10 protein-coding genes and 1 pseudogene are annotated in these 20,426 nt (G+C 69.3%); all 11 read left to right on the top strand.

What is annotated here, in order from left to right:
* Positions 1-22: 22 nt before the first annotated feature.
* Positions 23-1,264: an ROK family protein gene (locus EDD92_RS05075; protein ID WP_123963190.1), complete on the top strand. Its 1,242-nt coding sequence runs from the start codon at positions 23-25 to the stop codon at positions 1,262-1,264.
* Between the two features lie 861 nt (positions 1,265-2,125).
* Positions 2,126-3,619, top strand: coding sequence for an arabinofuranosidase catalytic domain-containing protein (locus EDD92_RS05070; protein WP_221268087.1), 1,494 nt, complete (start codon positions 2,126-2,128; stop codon positions 3,617-3,619).
* A 76-nt stretch (positions 3,620-3,695) separates the two neighbouring features.
* Positions 3,696-6,149 carry an RICIN domain-containing protein gene (locus tag EDD92_RS05065; RefSeq protein ID WP_260326323.1) on the top strand — a complete coding sequence of 818 codons (2,454 nt, stop codon included), beginning with the start codon at positions 3,696-3,698 and terminating at the stop codon, positions 6,147-6,149.
* Positions 6,150-6,207: 58 nt separating this feature from the next.
* Positions 6,208-7,356 carry an SGNH/GDSL hydrolase family protein gene (locus tag EDD92_RS05060; RefSeq protein WP_123963189.1) on the top strand — a complete coding sequence of 383 codons (1,149 nt, stop codon included), beginning with the start codon at positions 6,208-6,210 and terminating at the stop codon, positions 7,354-7,356.
* Between the two features lie 77 nt (positions 7,357-7,433).
* Positions 7,434-8,900 (top strand): annotated as a pseudogene (locus EDD92_RS05055) (endo-1,4-beta-xylanase); the annotation flags it as partial.
* A 401-nt stretch (positions 8,901-9,301) separates the two neighbouring features.
* Positions 9,302-10,735, top strand: a complete 1,434-nt coding sequence (locus EDD92_RS05050) for an arabinofuranosidase catalytic domain-containing protein (protein ID WP_123963187.1) — start codon at positions 9,302-9,304, stop codon at positions 10,733-10,735.
* A gap of 43 nt (positions 10,736-10,778) precedes the next feature.
* The gene (locus EDD92_RS05045; protein ID WP_260326322.1) at positions 10,779-12,431 is read left to right on the top strand and encodes an RICIN domain-containing protein; all 1,653 of its coding nucleotides are present in this window, start codon (positions 10,779-10,781) and stop codon (positions 12,429-12,431) included.
* A 136-nt stretch (positions 12,432-12,567) separates the two neighbouring features.
* Positions 12,568-14,040, top strand: coding sequence for an arabinofuranosidase catalytic domain-containing protein (locus EDD92_RS05040; RefSeq protein ID WP_123970271.1), 1,473 nt, complete (start codon positions 12,568-12,570; stop codon positions 14,038-14,040).
* Between the two features lie 65 nt (positions 14,041-14,105).
* Positions 14,106-15,938: an RICIN domain-containing protein gene (locus EDD92_RS05035; RefSeq protein ID WP_185123938.1), complete on the top strand. Its 1,833-nt coding sequence runs from the start codon at positions 14,106-14,108 to the stop codon at positions 15,936-15,938.
* Between the two features lie 42 nt (positions 15,939-15,980).
* Positions 15,981-18,389 (top strand): ricin-type beta-trefoil lectin domain protein, encoded by a 2,409-nt coding sequence (locus EDD92_RS05030; protein WP_123963185.1) that lies wholly within the window; start codon positions 15,981-15,983, stop codon positions 18,387-18,389.
* Positions 18,390-18,441: 52 nt separating this feature from the next.
* On the top strand, positions 18,442-20,424 hold the full coding sequence (locus EDD92_RS05025; protein ID WP_123963184.1) for an alpha-L-fucosidase: 1,983 nt from the start codon (positions 18,442-18,444) through the stop codon (positions 20,422-20,424).
* Positions 20,425-20,426: the final 2 nt, after the last annotated feature.

Genomic DNA, 20,426 nt, shown 5'->3' with positions numbered 1-20,426 from the left:
GGATCATGGGAGACTCGCCCTCATGAGCGGCAAGGCGGACCCCCGGCCGACGGGGGAAGGGACCACCTCGAGGACGCGGTTGGACCGGGGGCGCGGGGCGCTCGGACCCGCGTTGGAGCTCGTGCACACCGGACGCGCGCCCACGAGGGCGGTGCTCACCGCCGAGCTCGGCGTCACCCGGGCCACGGCCGGTGCGGTCGCCGCCGAACTGGAGGCCCTCGGACTGATCCGGGTCGACGCCCGGCCCGGCGCGGCGGCCGGCTCGCAGGGCCGGCCCTCGCACCGGCTGGCAGTCGCCGAGGACGGGCCGGTCGTCCTGGCCGCGCAGGTGCACGCCGACGGGTTCCGGGCGGCGCTGGTCGGCCTGGGCGGCCGCATCGTCGCCACCGCGCCGGGCTGCGAGACCGTCGACGCCGACCCGGCGAAGGTCCTCGGCTCGGTCGTGGAGGCGGGCGCCGAGCTGCTGCGCTCGACGGGACGGCGCTGCGTCGGCGCCGGACTCGCCGTACCGTCCGCGGTCGCCGAGCCGGACGGGCTCGCCCTCAACCCCTTGCACCTGGCGTGGCCCGTGGGCGCGCCGGTCCGGCGGATCTTCTCGGAGTGCGTGCGCACGGCCGGCATCACCGGGCCCGCCTTCGCGGGCAACGACGTGAACCTCGCCGCCCTCGCCGAGCACCGGCACGGCGCGGGCCGCGGCGCCCGGGACCTGCTGTGCGTGGCCACCGGCCACCGGGGCGTGGGCGGCGCGCTGGTCCTCGACGGCCGTCTGCACACCGGCAGTTCGGGTCTGGCCCTGGAGGTCGGCCACCTCACCGTCAACCCCGAGGGCCGCCCCTGCCACTGCGGCAGCCGCGGCTGCCTCGACGTCGAGGCCGACCCGCTGGCCCTGCTCACGGCCGCGGGCCGTGACCCCGGCCCCGAGATCTCCCTCCTCCAGCAGGCCATCGACCTGATCCGCCACCACTACGACGACCCGACGGTCCGCACCGCCACCGAGGCCCTCATCGACCGTCTCGGCCTCGGCCTCGCGGGTCTGGTCAACATCCTCAACCCCGACCGCATCATCCTCGGCGGCCTCCACCGCACCCTCCTCGACGCCGACCCCGGGCGCCTGCGCGCCGTCGTCGCCGATCGCAGCCTGTGGGGCCAGAGCGGCGGCGTCCCCATCCTCGCCTGCACCCTCGACCACAACAGCCTGGTCGGAGCGGCCGAGTTGGCGTGGCAGCCGGTACTGGACGACCCGCTGGGCGCGCTCAGCCGGTAGAGGTGCACGGCTGGAACGCCTTGGCCAACTCGTCCGCCGGCGGCCCAAGCGCGGATGCGGGGTGCACGGCAACGTCGGGTGGGCTGTGGGCACCGGCCGCCGGTCGGTCGCGAGGCGTTCCTTCAGGCGACGGCGAACGTCGTCCGCCAGCCGAATGCCCGAGTGCCATCAGTCCGCTGGTTCGGCGCCGAGCCGCTGGCCAACAGCATACGTTCGGGTCACACGCGGCACCGGACGGCGTGGGCGAATCGGTTCGACGCAAGCGCTTCGACGGGACCCCATGACTGGCTGTCTGCGGAGTCAATGGCGTGTCGAGAGGCGAATGCGTCACCGACTCGCGGGTCGAGGCTCGGCAGCTTCGGCCAGTGCCCTCCAACCGGCTCTCCGTGGCCCGGCCTACCGACTGAATCCCTGCTCACCGGCGTGATCGTAGGACCTGCGGAGGACCCTGGGCCCACACCCTCTTCCCCTCGGCGTCCGCGCGGCAGGCGATCGCGCCGTCGTCTGCCTGCCGCCACACCGCAACTTTTCGACGGCGCCGATGGCTTGCGCACCACAGGAATCAGCAGTCGAATCGATTCCGCAAACAACACTCGCAGCAGGAGGCTCCGTGCCCTTGACCGCCCCGTGACACCGGGAGCACCGCCTCCCCGCCGAAACCTCTCTGCAATCCCACTGCAAATACGGCACGTTCCAGCGCTTCCGCATCCGTCAGAGCCACCGCCACAACCCGACCGGGTTGCGCCGGCACGGTAGGGAGATCAGATGGGAACCACGCGTACAAGACGCCGCATGCTGTTCGGACGCGGTGGCATCCAGGGCTTATTGGCAGCGGTACGGCACCGTGGCAGGCAGGCCGACATGGCGCTTCAGGCAGACGTGCCTTCGCCGGCCCGCTCGGCACGCACCCGTTGGAAGACGGTCGCCCGGGCAGGGGCCGCGACTGCGCTCGTCGCCGGAGCTCTGGCCGGCGCCACGTCCGGCACGGCCCGGGCCGCCACGTCCGGCCCGTGCGACATCTACGCGGCGGGCGGTACATCCTGCGTGGCCGCGCACAGCACGACGCGAGCGCTGTACGCCTCGTACAACGGGCCGCTCTACCAGGTCCGGCGTGCCTCGGACAACACCACCCGGAACATCGGCGTCCTGAGCGCGGGCGGGTACGCCGACGCCGCCGCCCAGGACTCGTTCTGCTCGGGGACGACCTGCCTGATCACGATCATCTATGACCAGTCCGGCCGTGGCAACAACCTCACCCAGGCGCCCGGCGGCGGTGCCGCGGGCGGCCCCGACAACCTCGCGAACGCGACCGCCGCCCCCACCACAGTGGCCGGTCACAAGGCCTACGGCGTCTTCGTGGCACCCGGCACGGGCTACCGCAACAACCACACCAACGGCATCGCGACCGGGGACAACCCCGAGGGCATGTACGCGATCTTCGACGGCACGCACTACAACGGCGGCTGCTGCTTCGACTACGGCAACGCCGAGACGGACAGCAACGACGACGGCAACGGCACCATGGAGGCCATCTACTTCGGCAACATCAAGGTGTGGGGCTACGGTTCGGGCAACGGTCCGTGGATCATGGCCGACCTGGAGAACGGCCTGTTCTCCGGAGTCAACCAGCACTACAACGCGGGCGACCCGACCATCAACTACCGGTACACGACCGCCATCATCAAGGGCGGGGTCAACCACTGGGCGATCCGCGGCGGCAACGCGCAGTCCGGTGGCCTGTCGACCTTCTACGACGGTCCGCGTCCCAACGTCGCGGGCTACAACCCGATGCGCAAGCAGGGGGCCATCATCCTGGGCATCGGCGGCGACAACAGCAAGGGCGCCCAGGGCACCTTCTACGAAGGCGTGATGACCTCCGGCTACCCGTCGGACGCCACCGAGAACGCGGTCCAGGCCAACATCACCGCGGCCGGCTACAGCAACTCCCCCGGCGGGACGAGCACCGGTGCGCTGCACGCAGTGGGCGCGGGCAAGTGCCTCGATGTGCCCAACTCGTCCACCACGGCGGGCACACAGCTGCAGATCTGGGACTGCAGCGGCGCCGCCAACCAGACCTGGACCCGCACCTCCTCGGGCCAGCTGACCGTCTACAGCGGCAGCAGCCAGATGTGCCTGGACGCGTACAACAACCAGACGTCCGCCGGCACCAAGGTGGTGACCTGGCCGTGCAACGGCGGCGCCAACCAACAGTGGCAGATCAACTCCGACGGCACCGTCACGGGCGTCCAGTCCGGGCTCTGCCTCGACGTCACCGGGGCCTCCACGGCCAACGGTGCCCTGGCGGAACTCTGGCAGTGCAACGGCGGCTCCAACCAGCAGTGGAGCCTCAACTGACCTGAACGGCCTCCGGTCCGTGGCCGCCTCACCGCCGGTCACGGACCGCCACACGCGTCAGCACCGGAGGATGACCATGTCCAGAGCCAGAGCGCTCCGCGGCCTGTGGGCCGCCCCCGTAGCGCTGCTCGCTCTACTGGCCGGCAGCCCGGCCACCGCGGGGGCCGCGTACGCCGTACCGGTAGCACGCCAAGCGGCTGCCGCCGACCTGTATGTGGCGCCGGATGCGGCTCCCGGTGGGGACGGCACCGCCGGGCGGCCGTTCGCCACCATCGACCAGGCGCAGCAGCCCGCGCACCGGCTCTCCGCCGACTCGAACGTCGTCGTGCATCTGGCCGGTGGCACCTACCGGCTGTCCAAGCCGCTGACCTTCGGCTCCGGCGACGGCGGCCAGAACGGCCACACCATCACCTACCAGGCCGCTGCCGGTCAGCAGCCGGTCGTGACCGGTGCCCAGCACATAATGGGTTGGCAGGTGCATGATCAGGCGAAGAACATCTGGTCGGCCCACGTCGGCACCGGCGTGAACACACGCCAGTTGTACGTGAACGGCAAGGGCGCGCCGCGGGCGGCGATCCAGGTGCCCCGCTCCGGCTTCACCTTCACCCAGAGCGGCCTGACCATCACCGACTCCTCCCTCGACTACCTGGCCGGCCTCTCGGACCAGAACCACATGGAAGTCGAGAGCATCAACTCCTTCACCGACCGCTACGCGCCGGTCCAGTCGATCAGCGGCAGGACCGTCACCATGCAGCAGCCCGCCTGGAACAACAACTCCTGGGGCTACGACACCATCAACGCGCCGTTCGCCGGCGGGACGATGTACCTGGAGAACAACTACGCCTTCCTGCAGCAGGCCGGACAGTGGTATCTCGACTCGTCCACCGGCGACCTGTACTACCGGGCCCAGCCCGGGCAGAACCCGAACAGCCTCGACGTCGAACTGCCCCGACTGCAGAGCCTGCTCGGCATCAGCGGCAGCTACGGCTCACCCGCGACCGGACTGAGCTTCGCCGGCATCCGGTTCACGGGAACCTCCTGGCTCGGCCCGAGCGGACCCGACGGCTACGCGGACCAGCAGAGCGGCGCGCACATCACCGGTGCCTACGCGATGCCCGCCAACTGGCTGAGCACCTGCAAGTCGGGGTGCACGCAGTTCGAGGCCACCCGCAACCACTGGGCGCAGATGCCCGCGGCCGTCCAGGTCTCCGCCGCCACCGGCATCACGTTCTTGGGCGACACGTTCTCCGGACTCGGGCAGGCCGGACTGGGCGTGGGCAACGACGGCGTCGCCACGGCCTCCGGCACCGGACTCGGCGCGAGCGGCGTCACCGTCACCGGCAACACGTTCACCGACATCGCCGGCAGCGGCATCCAGGTCGGCGGGATCCAGCCGGACGCGCACCACCCCGGCAACCCGCAGATGACCAACCAGAACATCACCATCAGCAACAACACGGTCAGCGGGGTGGGCACCGACTACAAGGAGACCGCCGCCATCCTGTCCACCTACGTCACCAACGCGACGATCACCCACAACCAGTGCGACCACCTGCCCTACGACGGGATCGACATCGGTTGGGGCTGGGGCGTCAACGACCCGGGCGGCAGCCAGGACTACGTCAACCGGGGCACGTACACCTACCAGCCGGTCTACAGCACCCCCACCACGCTGAAGAACAACACCGTCTCGCACAACCTGATCTACGACACCAAGAACGCGATGTTCGACGGCGGCAGCATCTACAACCTGTCCGCGAGTCCCGGCTCGGTGATCTCCGACAACTACATGTACGACAACAACCACACCACCGCCCTCTACCTCGACGAGGGCTCCCGGTATCTGACGCTGTCGCACAACGTGGTGCAGGACGCCGGCAACTGGGCGCTCACCAACGCCAATGCGAACAACCACACCGACGACAGCTCGTTCTCCGGCAACTGGTACAACGGCGGCAACACCTACGTGGCCACCGGTCCTCCGCACAACAACGTCCTGACGGGCAACGTCCAGGTCAGCGGCACCAACTGGCCGCAGGGCGCGCGACAGGTCATCCAGCAGGCAGGCGTCCAGTCCTCGGGCGGCGGTGGCGGCGGCTTCCCCAGCGGCTACCACCAGCTGGTGATCGGCAGCGACAGCCTGTGCCTGGACGTGTACGGCAAATCCAGCAGCGCCGGTGCCGCGATCGACCAATGGACCTGCAACGGGCAGAGCAACCAGCAGTTCCAGTTCGTGCCGGTCTCGGGCGGCTACGGGCAGTTGCAGGCCCAGAACTCCGGGCTGGTCGTGGCCGTGTCCGGCGTCTCCACGGCCGCCGGTACGCCCGACATCGTGCAACAGGCCCCGAGCACAGCCGCCGGCGGTCTGTGGCTGCCGGTACAGCAGTCCGACGGCTCGTACTCCTTCCAGAACCAGAACAGCGGCCTGTGCCTGGACGTCTACGGCGGCGGCAGCAATACGGGCCAGCAGCTCGACCAGTGGCCGTGCAAGAACACGGCGGGCAGCAACCAGGACTTCACCCCCCGCTGACCGACTCACCCGCTCGTTCACCCCCCACCCACTGTCCCGCACCCAGTGAGGAACGCATATGAAGAAGTACTCGGCACTCCTGGCGGCCGCGCTGACGGCAGCGGTCGGCACCGGCACCGCGTTGCCCGCGGCGGCCGCCACCGGCACCGGGTCACCGGCCTCCGCCGCACGGGCCGCGGCCGCTCCCACCGCCCTGCGGCTGATGCCGTTGGGCGACTCGATCACCTGGGGCGTCGGCAGCCCGTCCGGGAACAGCTACCGCGACTTCCTGGGGAACCAACTGGCCGCCGATGGGCACGCTGTGGACTTCGTCGGTTCGGGCCGCAACGGCACCATGTCCGACCCGGACAACGAAGGCCACTCCGGCTGGCACATCAATGAGATAGCCGGCATTGCGGACTCCGTGCTGGCCCGGTACCGGCCCAACGTGATCACCCTGGAGATCGGCACCAATGATCTGAACGGCGGCTCTCAGGCTGATCCCGCCGCCGACCGGCTCCATGCGCTCATCGACCAGATCACGGCCGACGCCCCTGACGCGACCGTCCTCGTCGGCACCGTGATCGTCTCCACCAGCAGCACCGAGGAGGCCACCCGCCCCGCCTTCAACGCCAGGCTGCCCGGCATCGTCCAGGCCGAGCAGGCTGCCGGCAAGCATGTACGCCTGGTGGACATGAGCGCTGTGACCACCGCGGACCTCTCCGACGCCCTGCACCCCAACGACAACGGCTTCCGCAAGATGGCGGACGCCTTCCACGCGGGGGTGCAGGCCGCCGACGCGGCAGGCTGGATCAAGCCGCCGGTCTCCGTGGGCGGGCCGGTGCGCTCCGGGGTCGCGGGGAAGTGCCTGGACGTCAACGGCGGCAACAGCGCCAACGGGACCGCCGTGCAGATCTGGTCCTGCAACGGCGCCGATGCGCAGGCGTGGTCCGCGCGCTCGGACGGCACCTTGCGGGCGCTCGGGAAGTGCCTCGACGCCACGGGCGGTGGTACCGCCAACGGCACCAAGATCGAGATCTGGGACTGCAACGGCGGCAGCAACCAGCAATGGCAGGCGTACAACGGCGGTTACCGCAACCCGGTCTCCGGCCGCTGCCTCGACGACCCCGGTGCGTCTGCCACCGACGGTACGCAACTGATCCTGTGGGACTGCAACGGCGGAGCCAACCAGCAGTGGAGCGCACTGCCGGTCAGCTCGGCTTCGTGACCGGCCCGACTCGACCCCGGCACCGGCTTGAGGTCGGTGTCCCAACCCCCCAACACACACAAGGAGAACGATCCGTCATGTCCTGGCTCAACGAAGAGCCCCGTCCGCGCAAGGCCCTGGCCCTGGCCGCCGTACTCGCAGCCGGCACGGCACTGGTTGTGGCCGGCCCGGCGAACCCCGCCGCCCACGCGGCCTCCGGCACACTGGGCGCGGCAGCGGCCGACAGCGGCCGCTACTTCGGCACGGCCGTGGCCGCCGGGAAGCTCGGCGACTCGACCTACTCCACGATTCTCGACCGGGAATTCAACATGATCACCCCGGAGAACGAGATGAAGTGGGACACCACCGAACCCTCCCGCGGCAACTTCAACTTCGGGCCCGCCGACCAGATCGTCAACCACGCCACCGCCCACGGCCAGCGGATGCGCGGCCACACGCTGGTCTGGCACTCCCAACTGCCCGGCTGGGTCAGCTCCATCAATGACGCCAACACCCTGCGCAGCGTGATGAACAACCACATCACCACCGAGATGAACCACTTCAAGGGCAAGATCTACGCCTGGGACGTGGTCAACGAGGCGTTCGCCGACGGCGGCAGCGGCCAGCACCGCAGCTCGGTGTTCCAGAACGTGCTGGGCAACGGCTTCATCGAGGAGGCGTTCCGCACCGCCCGGAACGTCGACCCCTCGGCCAAGCTCTGCTACAACGACTACAACATCGAGAACTGGACCGACGCCAAGACCCAGGGCGTCTACAACATGGTGCGCGACTTCAAGTCCCGCGGCGTGCCCATCGACTGCGTCGGCTTCCAGTCCCACTTCGGCACCGGCGGACCGCCGTCGAGCTTCCAGACCACGCTGTCGAACTTCGCTGCCCTCGGTGTGGACGTACAGATCACCGAACTGGACATCGCGCAGGCACCGGCGACGGCGTACGCGAACACCGTGAAGGCGTGCATGAACGTCGCCCGCTGCACCGGTATCACGGTGTGGGGGATCAGGGACAGCGACTCGTGGCGCACGGGGGAGAACCCACTGCTGTTCGACAACGGCGGGAACAAGAAACCGGCCTACGACGCGGTCCTGTCCGCGCTGGGCGGCGGTACGGGGAACTCGGGCGGCATCGTCTCCGGAACGGTGTACTCGCTGACCGACGTCGCCGCGGGCCGGGTGCTGGACGTGCCGGGCGGGCAGACCGCGAACGGCACGCCCCTGCAGGTCTGGGATGCCAACGGCGGCGCCAACCAGCAGTGGCGGGCGAGCCAGAACAGCGATGGCTCCTACACCCTGACCAACGTAGGCAGCGGACGGGTCCTGGACGAGCCGGGCGGCCAGACGGGCAACGGCACGCGGATGGAGATCTGGGACGCCAACGGCGGTGCGAACCAGCACTGGCGGGCGAGCCGGAACGGCGACGGTTCGTACACCCTGACCAACGCGGCCTCCGGCCGGGCGCTGGAAGTCCCGGCCGGGCAGAGTGCCAACGGGAGCCCCGTCCAGATCTGGGACTCCAACGGCGGCGCCAACCAGCACTGGAGCTTCAGGTGAGGTGATCGGCGCCCCCGCGCTCCTGCTCCCCTGACGAACACCCGCGCCCGGCACGACGGCCGTCGCCGGACGCGGGTCTCGGCATGCCCTCAGATCGTCCTGACCAGGAAAAAAACATGGGATGGATCGGATCGGAATCACCAAGTCAGGTCTATTGACAGTGTGTTGGGCCTGTGGGATCACTATGCGACATGGGATGTCTGAGTGTTCCCTGTGAGTGCTCACGGGCACGCTGACGGGAGCGGTCGACCCCCTTCCGAACTCTTCGGACAGGCACGGCACTCTCCGTCCGCACCCCCCGGCATATCCGAGGACACAGAATGCAGCCTTCATCCACACCGCCCTGCGGTCCCACGGCTCGTGCACCACGCTTACCGGCGGCGGCCGCCGTATGCGTGATGGCTCTGCTGGCCATGCTGCTGGCGTCCGCGCCGACCTGGTCGGCGCCGACGGCCGCGGCGGCCTTGGTGAGCTCGGCGTCGGGACGGTGCCTCGACGTCAAGGGCAACGTCGACACGTCGGGCACGGTGCTGGAGATCTGGGACTGCAACGACCAGGTCAACCAGGCGTTCGAGCTGACGTCGGCGGGTGAGCTGAGGACCATGAACGGCACCCGGTGCGTGGACGCCTACGACAACCGCACAGCACCCGGAGCCCCGGTGGTCATCCGGCCGTGCGACGGGCGGCAGACCCAGGTGTGGCGGCAGAACTCCGACGGATCGGTCACCGGTGCCGCCTCCGGATTCTGCCTGGACGTGAGCGGGGCGGGCACGGCCAACGGCACCGCGGTCATCCTGTGGACCTGCAACGGCCAGAGCAACCAGAAGTGGACGACGTCGACACCACCGCCTCCGCCCCCGCCCGGCGGGTCGGGCCCGTGCGACCTGTACGCCGCGGGCGGTACGCCGTGTGTGGCCGCGCACAGCACGGTGCGGGCGCTCTACGGCTCGTACAACGGCCCCCTGTACCAGGTCAGGCGCGCCTCGGACAACGCCACCAAGGACGTCGGCGTGCTGGCGCCGGGCGGTTTCGCCGACGCCGCGGCGCAGGACTCGTTCTGTGCGGGCACCAGCTGCGTGATCACCGTCGTCCGCGACCAGTCAGGACACGGCAACGACCTGTGGTACCAGGGCTCGGCCCAGGTCCCGGGGTCGAGTCAGAGCAGCCCCGCGAAGGCGACCTCCGAGTCGCTGACCGCCGGGGGGACCAAGGCGTACTCGCTGTACATCAACCCCGGCAACAGCTACTGGCGGGACGGCCACCTGACGGGCGTGCCGACCGGTGCCGCACCCGAAGGGGCGTACATGGTGACGAGTGGCACCCACGTCAACAGTGGCTGCTGCTTCGACTACGGCAACAGCGAGACGACCAGGAAGGCCGACGCCGCCGGGGCGATGGACGCGATCAACTTCGGCACCCAGTGCTGGTTCGGAGGCTGCTCGGGAAGCGGTCCCTGGGTGCAGGCCGATCTCGAATGGGGCCTGTACTCCGGCGGCAGCCAGTCCTGGAACCCCAACCAGCGGGCGTTTCCGGGCAAGTTCGTCACCGCCATGCTGAAGAACAACGGCACGTCGAGGTTCGCCCTCAAGGGCGGCAACGCCCAGTCAGGCGGTCTGACCACCCTGTGGGACGGCGGACTTCCCGGCGGATACAGCCCCATGAAGAAGCAAGGGGCCATCGTCCTGGGCAGCGGCGGCGACTGCTGCAAGCCCGGCGGCGGCGCCAACCTGAGCGCCGGCACCTTCTACGAGGGAGCCATGGTCGTCGGCTACCCCTCCGACGCGACCGACAACGCGGTCCAGGCCAACATCACCGCCGCCGGCTACCGCTGAACGCCTTTCAGCCTTCCCAACTCGCCCCAGGAGCCGATGACTTATGCCCACGACCACTTCGAGAGCCAGGCGCCTTCGGCTGCTGCCCCCACTGCTGTCCCTGCGCAGAACCCTGGCGCTCACCCTCTCGGCCCTGCTGCTCACCGCGGCCCTCCCTGTCCTCTCGCTCGGCACGGCGCAGCCCGCCGCGGCGCTCGGCAACGGGCTCGCGCCGACCCCGCAGATGGGCTTCAACGACTGGAACGCGTACGGCTGCAACGTCTCCGAGTCGCTGATCAAGTCCACCGCCCAGGCGATGCACACCAACGGCATGCAGGCGGCGGGTTATTCGTACGTCAACATCGACGACTGCTGGATGACCCACAACCGCGACTCCGGCGGCCACCTGGTGCCGGACCCGGCCAAGTTCCCCGACGGCATCAAGGGCACCGCCGACTACGTGCACTCGCTCGGGCTGAAGCTCGGGATCTACGAGGACGCCGGCACCGCGACCTGCGCGGGATACCCGGGCAGCCTCGGGCACGAGACCACGGACGCGCAGTCGTTCGCGTCGTGGGGCGTGGACTACCTGAAGTACGACAACTGCAACAACAACGGAGTGCCGGCGCGGACCCGGTACACCGCGATGCGGGACGCGCTGGCGGCCACCGGCCGGCCGATCCTGTACAGCCTGTGCAACTGGGGCCAGGAGAACGTGTGGACCTGGGGCGCGGACGTGGGCAACAGCTGGCGCACCACCGGGGACATCACCCCGACCTTCTCCAGCATGCTGTCGATCTTCCACAGCAACGTCGGACTGGCCTCCTACGCCGGACCCGGCCACTGGAACGACCCGGACATGCTGGAGGTCGGCAACGGCTCGATGACGGCCACCGAGAGCCGCAGCGAGTTCAGTCTGTGGGCGGAGATGGCCGCGCCGCTGATCGCGGGCACCAACATCCCCTCGGCCAGTGCCGACACCCTGTCCGTCCTGACCAACTCCCGAGTGATCGCGGTCGACCAGGACCCGCTCGGCAAACAGGGGACGATGGTGTCCTCCTCGGGCGGGCTGGACGTGCTGGCCAAGCCGCTGGCCAATGGGGACGTGTCGGTGGCGCTGTTCAACGAGACGGGTTCGACGGCGACCATCACCACCACCGCGGCCGCGATCGGCAAGACCGGGGCATCCGCCTACACCCTGACCGACCTGTGGTCGGGCGCGTCCTCGACCACCTCCGGCACGATCAGCGCCTCGGTGCCTGCGCACGGCACGGTGATGTACCGGGTCGCGGGCGGCACCAGCGGCGGCGGAGGCACCGGCGTGACCGGTGAGCTGCACGCGGTCGGCGCGGGCAAGTGCCTGGACGTACCGAACTCCAGCACAACCGCCGGTACTCAGGTGCAGATCTGGAGTTGCCACGGCGGTGCCAACCAGACCTGGACGCACACCACCTCCAACCAGCTCACCGTCTACTCCGGCAGCGGTCAGATGTGCCTGGACGCCTACAACAACCAGACCACACCGGGGACGAAGGTGGAGATCTGGCAGTGCAACGGCCAGAGCAACCAGCAGTGGTCGCTGAACTCCAACGGCACGATCACCGGCGTCCAGTCGGGCCTGTGCCTGGACGTCACGGGCGAAGCCACGGCTGACGGAACCCTCGCCGAGCTGTGGACCTGCAACGGCGGCAGCGGTCAGCGCTGGACGCTGGGCTGACCGGCCCCTGCCTCGGCCACGGCAGCTTCGGTGCCGCCAGTGCGGCGGCACCGCCACAGAGGAGGTCACCTTGCCCGGATCAGCAACAGATCGCCGACGAAGGCGATTCCCGGCCGTGCTCCTGATCGCCCTGGCGATGGCCCTGGCCGCGTTGGGCACACCGGCGTTCGCCACATCCCCGCGGACCGGCACGCCCCCCGGGGTCCGTCCAACGGCGGTGAACACCTCCGCGGCCGACGCGTCGCTTCCCTGCGACATCTATGCCGCGGGCGGAACGCCGTGTGTGACCGCGCACGCCACGACCAGGGCGCTCTTCGCGGCGTACAACGGGCCGCTGTACCAGATCCAGCGGTCCTCCGACCACGGCTACCGGGACATCGGGGTGCTCGCCGCGGGCGGGTACGCCGACGCCGCGTCCCAGGTGTCGTTCTGCGCGGGCACGTCGTGCACGATCACGAAGATCTACGACCAGACCGCCAGACACAACGACCTGCCGATCTCCTGGGGCGGCTACTGGAAGGGTCCAGGTCCCAACGGGGCCGATGTCGGAGCGGACGCCATGGCCCTGCCGGTGACCGCGGCCGGCCACCAGGTCTTCGGCGTCAAGGTCACCCCCGGTGTCGGTTACCGGATCGACCACGCGAGCGGCGTGGCCACCGGCTCCCAGCCCGAAGGCATCTACATGGTGACCTCGTCGAACTACACGAACCAGTGGTGCTGCTTCGACTACGGAAGCGGTGAGAACTCCCACACCGACACCGGCAACGCCACCATGAACGCCATCTACTGGGGCAACGCCTGCTGGTTCGGCGGCTGCACCGGCAGCGGTCCGTGGGTCGAGGCCGACCTCGAGAACGGCATGTTCCACACCAACACCGGCTCCAACAAGGACCCCAACAACCAGGGCGTGCACTACCCGTTCGTCAGCGCGTGGCTGAAGAACAACGGCACCAGCAACTTCACTCTCAAGTACGGCAACGGTGCCGCCGGCGGGCTGACCACCACCTTCTCCGGCCCCCTGCCTAACGGCTACTCGCCGATGAAGGTCGACAGTTCCGTTCTGCTCGGCACCGGCGGCGACAACAGCCCCAACGGGGTCGGCGAGTTCTTCGAGGGCGCGATGACCTCGGGCTACCCCTCCGACGCCACGGAGAACGCCGTCCAGGCCGGCATCATCGCCGCCGGCTACGGGACGGGAAGCGGCGGGGGCGGCACGACGGGCGCGCTGCACGCGGTGGGCGCGGGCAGGTGCCTGGAGGTGCCGGGCGGATCCACGACGCCGGGCACACAGACTCAGATCCGGGACTGCACCGGAGCGGCGAACCAGTCCTGGTCCCAGAGCGCTTCCCACGAGCTGACCGTCTCCGTCGGCGGCAGCCGTCTGTGCCTGGACGCCTCAGGTCAGGGCACCAGCCCCGGTACCAAGGTCATCACCTGGACCTGCAACGGCCAGAGCAACCAGCAGTGGACGCTCAACGCCAACGGCACCATCACCAGCGCTCCTTCCGGGCTGTGCCTGGACGTGACGGGCGCCGCCACCGCCAACGGCACCCCCGTGGAGCTGTGGACCTGCAACGGCCAAACCAACCAGCAATGGTCGCTGAGCTGACCGGTGAGGCACCCGTGCTCGACTCGGGGCGGCATCCCAACGCCGCCCCGACTCAGGAGGATCGGATGAGGACGAGAGCGAGACCCGGCCGTCCGGCACTGCTGGCGGGCATCGTCCTGGCACTCGTGCTGCCGCTGCTGTCGACGGCCCCGAGCCAGGCTGCCTCGGGCACGTCGCTGAGTGTCAACCTGACGTCGCCCAGGGGAGCGTCGACGGGTGTGGGGGAGGGGTTCCTCTACGGCATCAGCGAAGACGGCAGCCGGCCCGTGGACCAGTTCCTGCAGCCGCTGGGGATCAACGCGTTCCGCGGCGGCGGATGGTTCTCCGGCGGCTGGATCAAGGACGGCTACCAGTACGGCTCGGCCACCCGGGCCGACCTCGACTCGATCATCGCGCAGGCGAAACGGCTCACCCGGCCGCCGTACCACGCGCAGTACCAGGTGCTGGTCAGCGACATCTACGGCGCGAACGGCGGCCAGCCGTCGAACACGACGTACCCCTGCGACAACGGCAACTGCTCGAACTGGATCAGCTTCATCGACTCCACGGTGGGAGCGCTCCAGACCTCGGGCCTGACGTTCTCCTATGACATCTGGAACGAGCCGGACATCTCCGTCTTCTGGACCCGGGGTGTCAACAGCGCCCAGTACTTCCAGATGTGGGACACCGCCTACCGGGAGATCCGGCGCATCGCGCCCGGGGCGCAGATCGTGGGGCCGTCCCTCGCGTTCACCCCGCAGCGCAACCCGGGTGAATGGCGGACCTGGCTCGCGCACGTGAAGGCGGCCGGGACGGTGCCGGACATGATCACCAACCACGACGAGGGTGATGTCGACGATCCGGTCACCGTCTCCCAGTCCCTCAACAGTGCCCTGACCGCGGCGGGCATCGGCCCGCTGCCGCTGTCCGCGAACGAGTACCAGCCCGCCGACCGGCAGACCGCCGGGGTGACGGCCTGGTACCTGGCGCGGTTTGCGCAGTCCGGATACACCAACGCGATGCGCGGCAACTGGGTGTGCTGCGTCACCCCCAACCTGACGGGAGTCCTCACCCAGAGCGGAGGCACCTGGCAGCCGACGGGCAACTGGTGGGCGCTTCGCGACTACGCCGACATGACCGGCACCCTCGTCGACACCTCCGGCCAGGTCGGCTCTACGGCGATCGCGGCCTCCGAGGACTCCGCCAACAATCGCGCGGTGGCCGTCATCGGCGACTCCAATGGCTACACCGGTGCCGCGTCCGTGACCTTCAACGGGCTGTCGTCCCTGCCCTGGCTGACGAACGCCGGAAGCGTGCACGTCACCGTCCACCGCATCCCGGACCAGGCACCGCTCAGTGCGCCACAGACCGTGTACGACCAGAACGTGAGCGCCGCCGGCGGCTCGATCACCGTGCCGTTGACGTTCCAGAGCGCGCACGACGCGTTCTCCGTCCACCTCACCCCGGCCTCGTCCGGCGGCGGGACCTTCCCGGACGGTTACCACCAACTCGTCGTCGCCAGCGACAACCTGTGCCTGGACGTGTACGGCAACTCCACCAGCGCGGGCGCCGCGATCGACCAGTGGACGTGCAACGGTCAGGGCAACCAGCAGTTCCAGTTCGTGCCGGCCTCGGGCGGCTACGGCGAACTGCGGGCCCAGAGCTCCGGCCAGGATGTGGCGGTCGCCGGCAGCTCCACGGCGGCAGGCACCCCGGACATGGTCCAACAGACCCCCGGCACGGCGGCCAACGGCCTGTGGCTGCCGGTGCGTCAGTCCGACGGCTCCTACGCGTTCCAGAACCGCAACAGCGGCCTGTGCCTGGACGTCTACGGCGCAGGCAGCAACGCGGGACAGCAACTGGACCAGTGGCAGTGCAAGAACGCGCCGGGCACCAACCAGGACTTCGTCGTCCGCTGACCCGCCGGCCGTGGACACCCCCACCTGCGAAAGGAACCCACCGTGTCAGCATTCGGACGCCTGTTACAGCGCCTGCGCGTCCCGACGGCCGTGGTCGCGGGCCTCGTCCTGGCCGCCGGCGGCGTCGTGGGCACAGCCGCCGCTCCGGCCCGGGCCGCCACCTCCATCACCCTCAACGGCGCGTCCGGCGGACGGACCTTCGACGGCGTCGGCGCGATCAGCGGCGGAGGCGGCAACAGCAGACTCCTGATCGACTATCCCGAGCCCCAGCGCGGCCAGATCCTCGACTACCTCTTCCGGCCCGGCTACGGCGCCTCCCTGCAGATGCTCAAGGCCGAGATCGGCGGGGACACCAACTCCACCTCCGGTGCCGAACCCAGTCACCAGCACACCCGCTCCGACCTGAACTGCGACCGGGGCTACGAATGGTGGCTGATGGAGCAGGCCAAGGCCCGCAACCCGGACATCAAGCTGTACGGGCTCGCCTGGGGTGCGCCCGGCTGGATCGGCGGCGGGAACTTCTGGTCCACCGACATGATCAACTATCTGGTCTCGTGGCTGGGCTGCGCCAAACAGCACGGACTCGGCGTCGACTACCTCGGTGGCTGGAACGAGCGAGGCTACAACGTCTCCTGGTACGAGCAGCTGCGCAGCGCGCTCAACAGCAACGGCTACGGCAGCGTCAAGATCGTCGCGGCCGACTCGGACTGGGCCGTGGCGAACGACGTCAACTCCAACCCGGCGTTCGCCTCCGCGGTGAGCGCCATCGGCACGCACTATCCCTGCGGGTACCGGTCCTCCCAGTCCACCTGCTCGGTGCCGTCGGCCGCCATGTCGTCCGGCAAGCCGTTGTGGGCGAGCGAGAACGGCTCGGACGACTACAACGGCGGAGCGCAGGCCATGGCCCGCGGCATCAACCGCGGGTACATCGACGGACGGATGACCGCGTACCTCAACTGGCCGGTGGTCGCCGCGCTCACCCCCAACCTGCCGTACCCCACCATGGGTCTCGCCCTTGCCGCGCAGCCGTGGTCCGGCTCCTACTCGATCGGCAAGAACACCTGGGTGATGGCGCACACCAGCCAGTTCACCGAGCCGGGGTGGCGGTACCTCGACGCCTCCAGCGGCTACATCGGCGGCAACCGCAACAACGGGAGCTACGTCTCGCTCAAGTCCCCGAACAACTCCGACTACTCCACGGTCATCGAGACGATGGACGCCGGCAGCGCGCAGACGCTGAACTTCAACGTCACCGGGGGGCTTTCCGCCGGAACCGTCCACGTCTGGTCCACCGACGTCAGGTCCGCCAACCCGGCCGACCACTTCGTGCACGCCGCGGACATCACCCCGTCCGGCGGCGGTTTCAGCCTGACCGTACAGTCCGGCCACCTGTACACCCTGACCACCACGACCGGACAGGGCAAGGGCACCGCCACCGGTCCTGCCAAGGGCGCGCTGAAGCTGCCGTACAGCGACTCCTTCGACGGCTACGCCAACGGCACCGAGGCGAAATACCTCATGGACTGGCAGGGCGCGTTCGAAGCGGTGGCCTGCGGCGGCGGCCGCAGCGGCAGGTGCGTGCGCCAGATGAGCCCGCAGAAGCCGATCACCTGGGACTCACTGACCGATCCGCACGCCCTGCTCGGTGACGTGAGCTGGGGCAACTACACCGTCTCGTCCGAGGTGTTGCTCGAGCAGCCGGGGTACGCCGAGTTGATCGGCCGTGCGGGCGGGCACGACTACGACCGCACCGGAGGGCTGAACGCCTACCACCTGCGGGTGAGCGACACCGGGGCCTGGTCGATCCTGAGCACGAACACAGGCGGCAACGTCTCCACCCTGGCCCGCGGCACGGTCGCGGCGCTGGGCACCAACCGGTGGCACACCCTGGCCCTCACCTTCTCCGGCACCACGATCACCGCCGTCATCGACGGTGCCACGGTCGGTTCCGTGAGCGACCGCACCTGGGCCGCCGGACAGGTCGGCTACGCGACCAGCCAGGGCGAGACGGCACAGTTCGACAACCTGTCCATCACGCCCGGCAGCGGCGGAAACGACGGCGGCACGACCGGCACGATCGTCGGGGTCGCCTCCGGCCGGTGCGTCGACGTGCCGAACCAGTCGCAGACGTCCGGCACCCAGGTGGAGCTGTGGGACTGCAACGGCGGCAGCAACCAGCAGTGGACGAGCACCGCGGCCGGTGAGCTCAGGGTCTACGGCAGCGCCTGCCTGGACGCCTCGGGGGGCGGCACCAGCCCCGGTACCAAGGTCGACATCTGGACCTGCGACGGCGGTGGCAACCAGAAGTGGACGCTCAACGCCGACGGCACGATCACCGGTGGCCAGTCCGGTCTGTGCCTGGACGCCACCGGCGCGGGAACGGCCAACGGCACCCTGCTGGAGCTGTGGACCTGCACCGGCGCAGGCAACCAGAAGTGGACGCGCAACTGATCCGGTGACGCCCGAGATCACCCACCCCGTCAATGACGCAGAGAGGCTCCGCATGACCTCCTCCCCCCTCCCGATCAGCCGGCGCCGGCTGCTGGCGGCGACCGGCGCGGCCACGGCCTTCGGGCTGCTGCGGTTCGCCCCCGAGGCCGCCGCCACCGACGGCCCCGCGAGCTACACCGCGAGCTGGTCCTCCGTGGACCAGCATCCCCCGGCCGCGGCCTGGTTCAAGGACGCCAAGTTCGGCATCTATTACCACTGGGGCGTCTTCAGCGTCCCCGCGTTCGGGAACGAGTGGTATCCGCGCAACATGTACATCGGCGGCTCGGCCGAGAACAACCACCACAAGGCCACCTACGGCGACCCCTCGGCATGGCCGTACAACAACTTCATCGACGGAGCCCGCGACAAGGCAGGCAACTTCGTGCAGTTCGCCCCCAGACTGGCCTCCCAGGGGGGCAACTGGGACCCGGACGCGTGGGCCCGGCTGTTCAAGGCCGCGGGGGCCAGGTTCGCGGGCCCGGTCGCCGAGCACCACGACGGCTTCTCCATGTGGAACAGCCGCGCCAACCCGTGGAACTCGGTCCGGCACGGTCCCAGGCTCGACCTCGTCGGGCTGCACGCGCAGGCCATCCGCGGGCAGGGCCTGAAGTTCATGGCCTCCCTCCACCACGCCTACCACTTCAACGGCTTCTACGACCACGTGCCGAACCAGTCGGACCCGAACCTGCGCATCCTCTTCGGCCAGCAGGGGTCGGCCGCCGAGAACCAGCTCTGGTACGACAAGCTGGTCGAGGTCGTCGACGGCTACCAACCGGACCTGATCTGGCAGGACTTCGACCTCAACCTGGTGCAGGAATCGGACCGGCTCCAGTTCCTGGCGTACTACTACAACCGGGCCGTCGCCTGGAACAAAGACGTCGTCGCGACCTACAAGGACGGCCTCAACAACAAGGGTGAGGTCTTCGACTTCGAGCGCGGCGGCCCGGCCGGACTGCTCACTCCGTACTGGCTGACCGACGACAGCATCTCCTCCTCCAGCTGGTGCTACACGGTCGGCATCGGCTACTACTCGACGCAGGCACTGCTGCACTCGCTGATCGACCGGGTCAGCAAGAACGGCACCATGCTGCTGAACATCGCCCCGATGGCCGACGGCACCATCCCCTCCGGGCAGCAGTCGATCCTGCTCGCCATGGGGGACTGGCTCGGCCGCTTCGGAGAGGCGGTCTACGGCACCCGCTCCTGGACCAGTTACGGCGAGGGCCCCACCAAGATGGGCGGAGGCTCGTTCAGCGGACCCGTGGCAGGCAAACCGCAGGACATCCGGTTCACCCGCAGCCAGGACAACAAGGTCCTCTACGTCACCGCGCTGGGCTGGCAGGGCGGCACGATGACCGTCAACACGCTGAACTCGAACCAGATCAACCTCAGCAGCCTGACCGGCGCCCAACTGCTCAACAACGCCGCCGGCACCTACGTCAACCTGCCCGCGCCGACCCAGGACGCCTCCGGCCTGCACCTGGCCATGCCCTCGTCGAACCCGCCGTTCAGCGCCCTGGCGTACACGGTCAAGCTGACCTTCTCCGGCGAGATCCCCGTCCTCGGCGCACCGGGCGGCTCCACGACCTGGGTGAAGATCGCCAACGCGACCAGCGGACTCGTGCTCGACAGCGGAGGCAACGTCGCCTCCGGATCCAACCTCAAGCAGTGGAACTACGACGGCAGCACCAACCTGCAGTGGCAGCTGATCGACCTCGGCAACGGCTACCACCGCATCATGAACCGCACCAACGGCATGGCCGCCGACAGCTGGGGCAACTCCGCCAACGGCGCTCCCGCCCGGCAGGAGACCTGGAACGGCGGCAACAACCAGCAGTGGTCGCTCAACAGCCTCGGTGACAACCGCTACCAGATCGTCAACCGGGGCACCGGCACCGCCCTCGACGGCAGTGGCAGCACCACGGTCGGCTCGACGACGGTGCTGTGGACACCGAACTCCAGCACCAACAACGAGTGGACCATCACCGCCGTCTGACC

The sequence above is a fragment of the Streptomyces sp. TLI_185 genome (genome assembly GCF_003814765.1).
In the GTDB taxonomy this organism is placed as follows: Bacteria; Actinomycetota; Actinomycetes; order Streptomycetales; family Streptomycetaceae; genus Streptomyces.
The sequence above is the reverse complement of the archived record's forward strand: the minus strand, read 5'-3'. Positions and strand labels throughout refer to the sequence as shown.

Bases quoted from the DNA above. Each gene is read 5' to 3' on its own strand.
- EDD92_RS05075 (WP_123963190.1), top strand. From the start codon at position 23: ATGAGCGGCAAGGCGGACCCCCGGCCGACGGGGGAAGGGACCACCTCG.
- EDD92_RS05045 (WP_260326322.1), top strand. From the start codon at position 10,779: ATGCCCACGACCACTTCGAGAGCCAGGCGCCTTCGGCTGCTGCCCCCA.
- EDD92_RS05065 (WP_260326323.1), top strand. From the start codon at position 3,696: ATGTCCAGAGCCAGAGCGCTCCGCGGCCTGTGGGCCGCCCCCGTAGCG.
- EDD92_RS05040 (WP_123970271.1), top strand. From the start codon at position 12,568: ATGGCCCTGGCCGCGTTGGGCACACCGGCGTTCGCCACATCCCCGCGG.
- EDD92_RS05060 (WP_123963189.1), top strand. From the start codon at position 6,208: ATGAAGAAGTACTCGGCACTCCTGGCGGCCGCGCTGACGGCAGCGGTC.
- EDD92_RS05025 (WP_123963184.1), top strand. From the start codon at position 18,442: ATGACCTCCTCCCCCCTCCCGATCAGCCGGCGCCGGCTGCTGGCGGCG.
- EDD92_RS05035 (WP_185123938.1), top strand. From the start codon at position 14,106: ATGAGGACGAGAGCGAGACCCGGCCGTCCGGCACTGCTGGCGGGCATC.
- EDD92_RS05070 (WP_221268087.1), top strand. From the start codon at position 2,126: ATGGCGCTTCAGGCAGACGTGCCTTCGCCGGCCCGCTCGGCACGCACC.
- EDD92_RS05050 (WP_123963187.1), top strand. From the start codon at position 9,302: ATGGCTCTGCTGGCCATGCTGCTGGCGTCCGCGCCGACCTGGTCGGCG.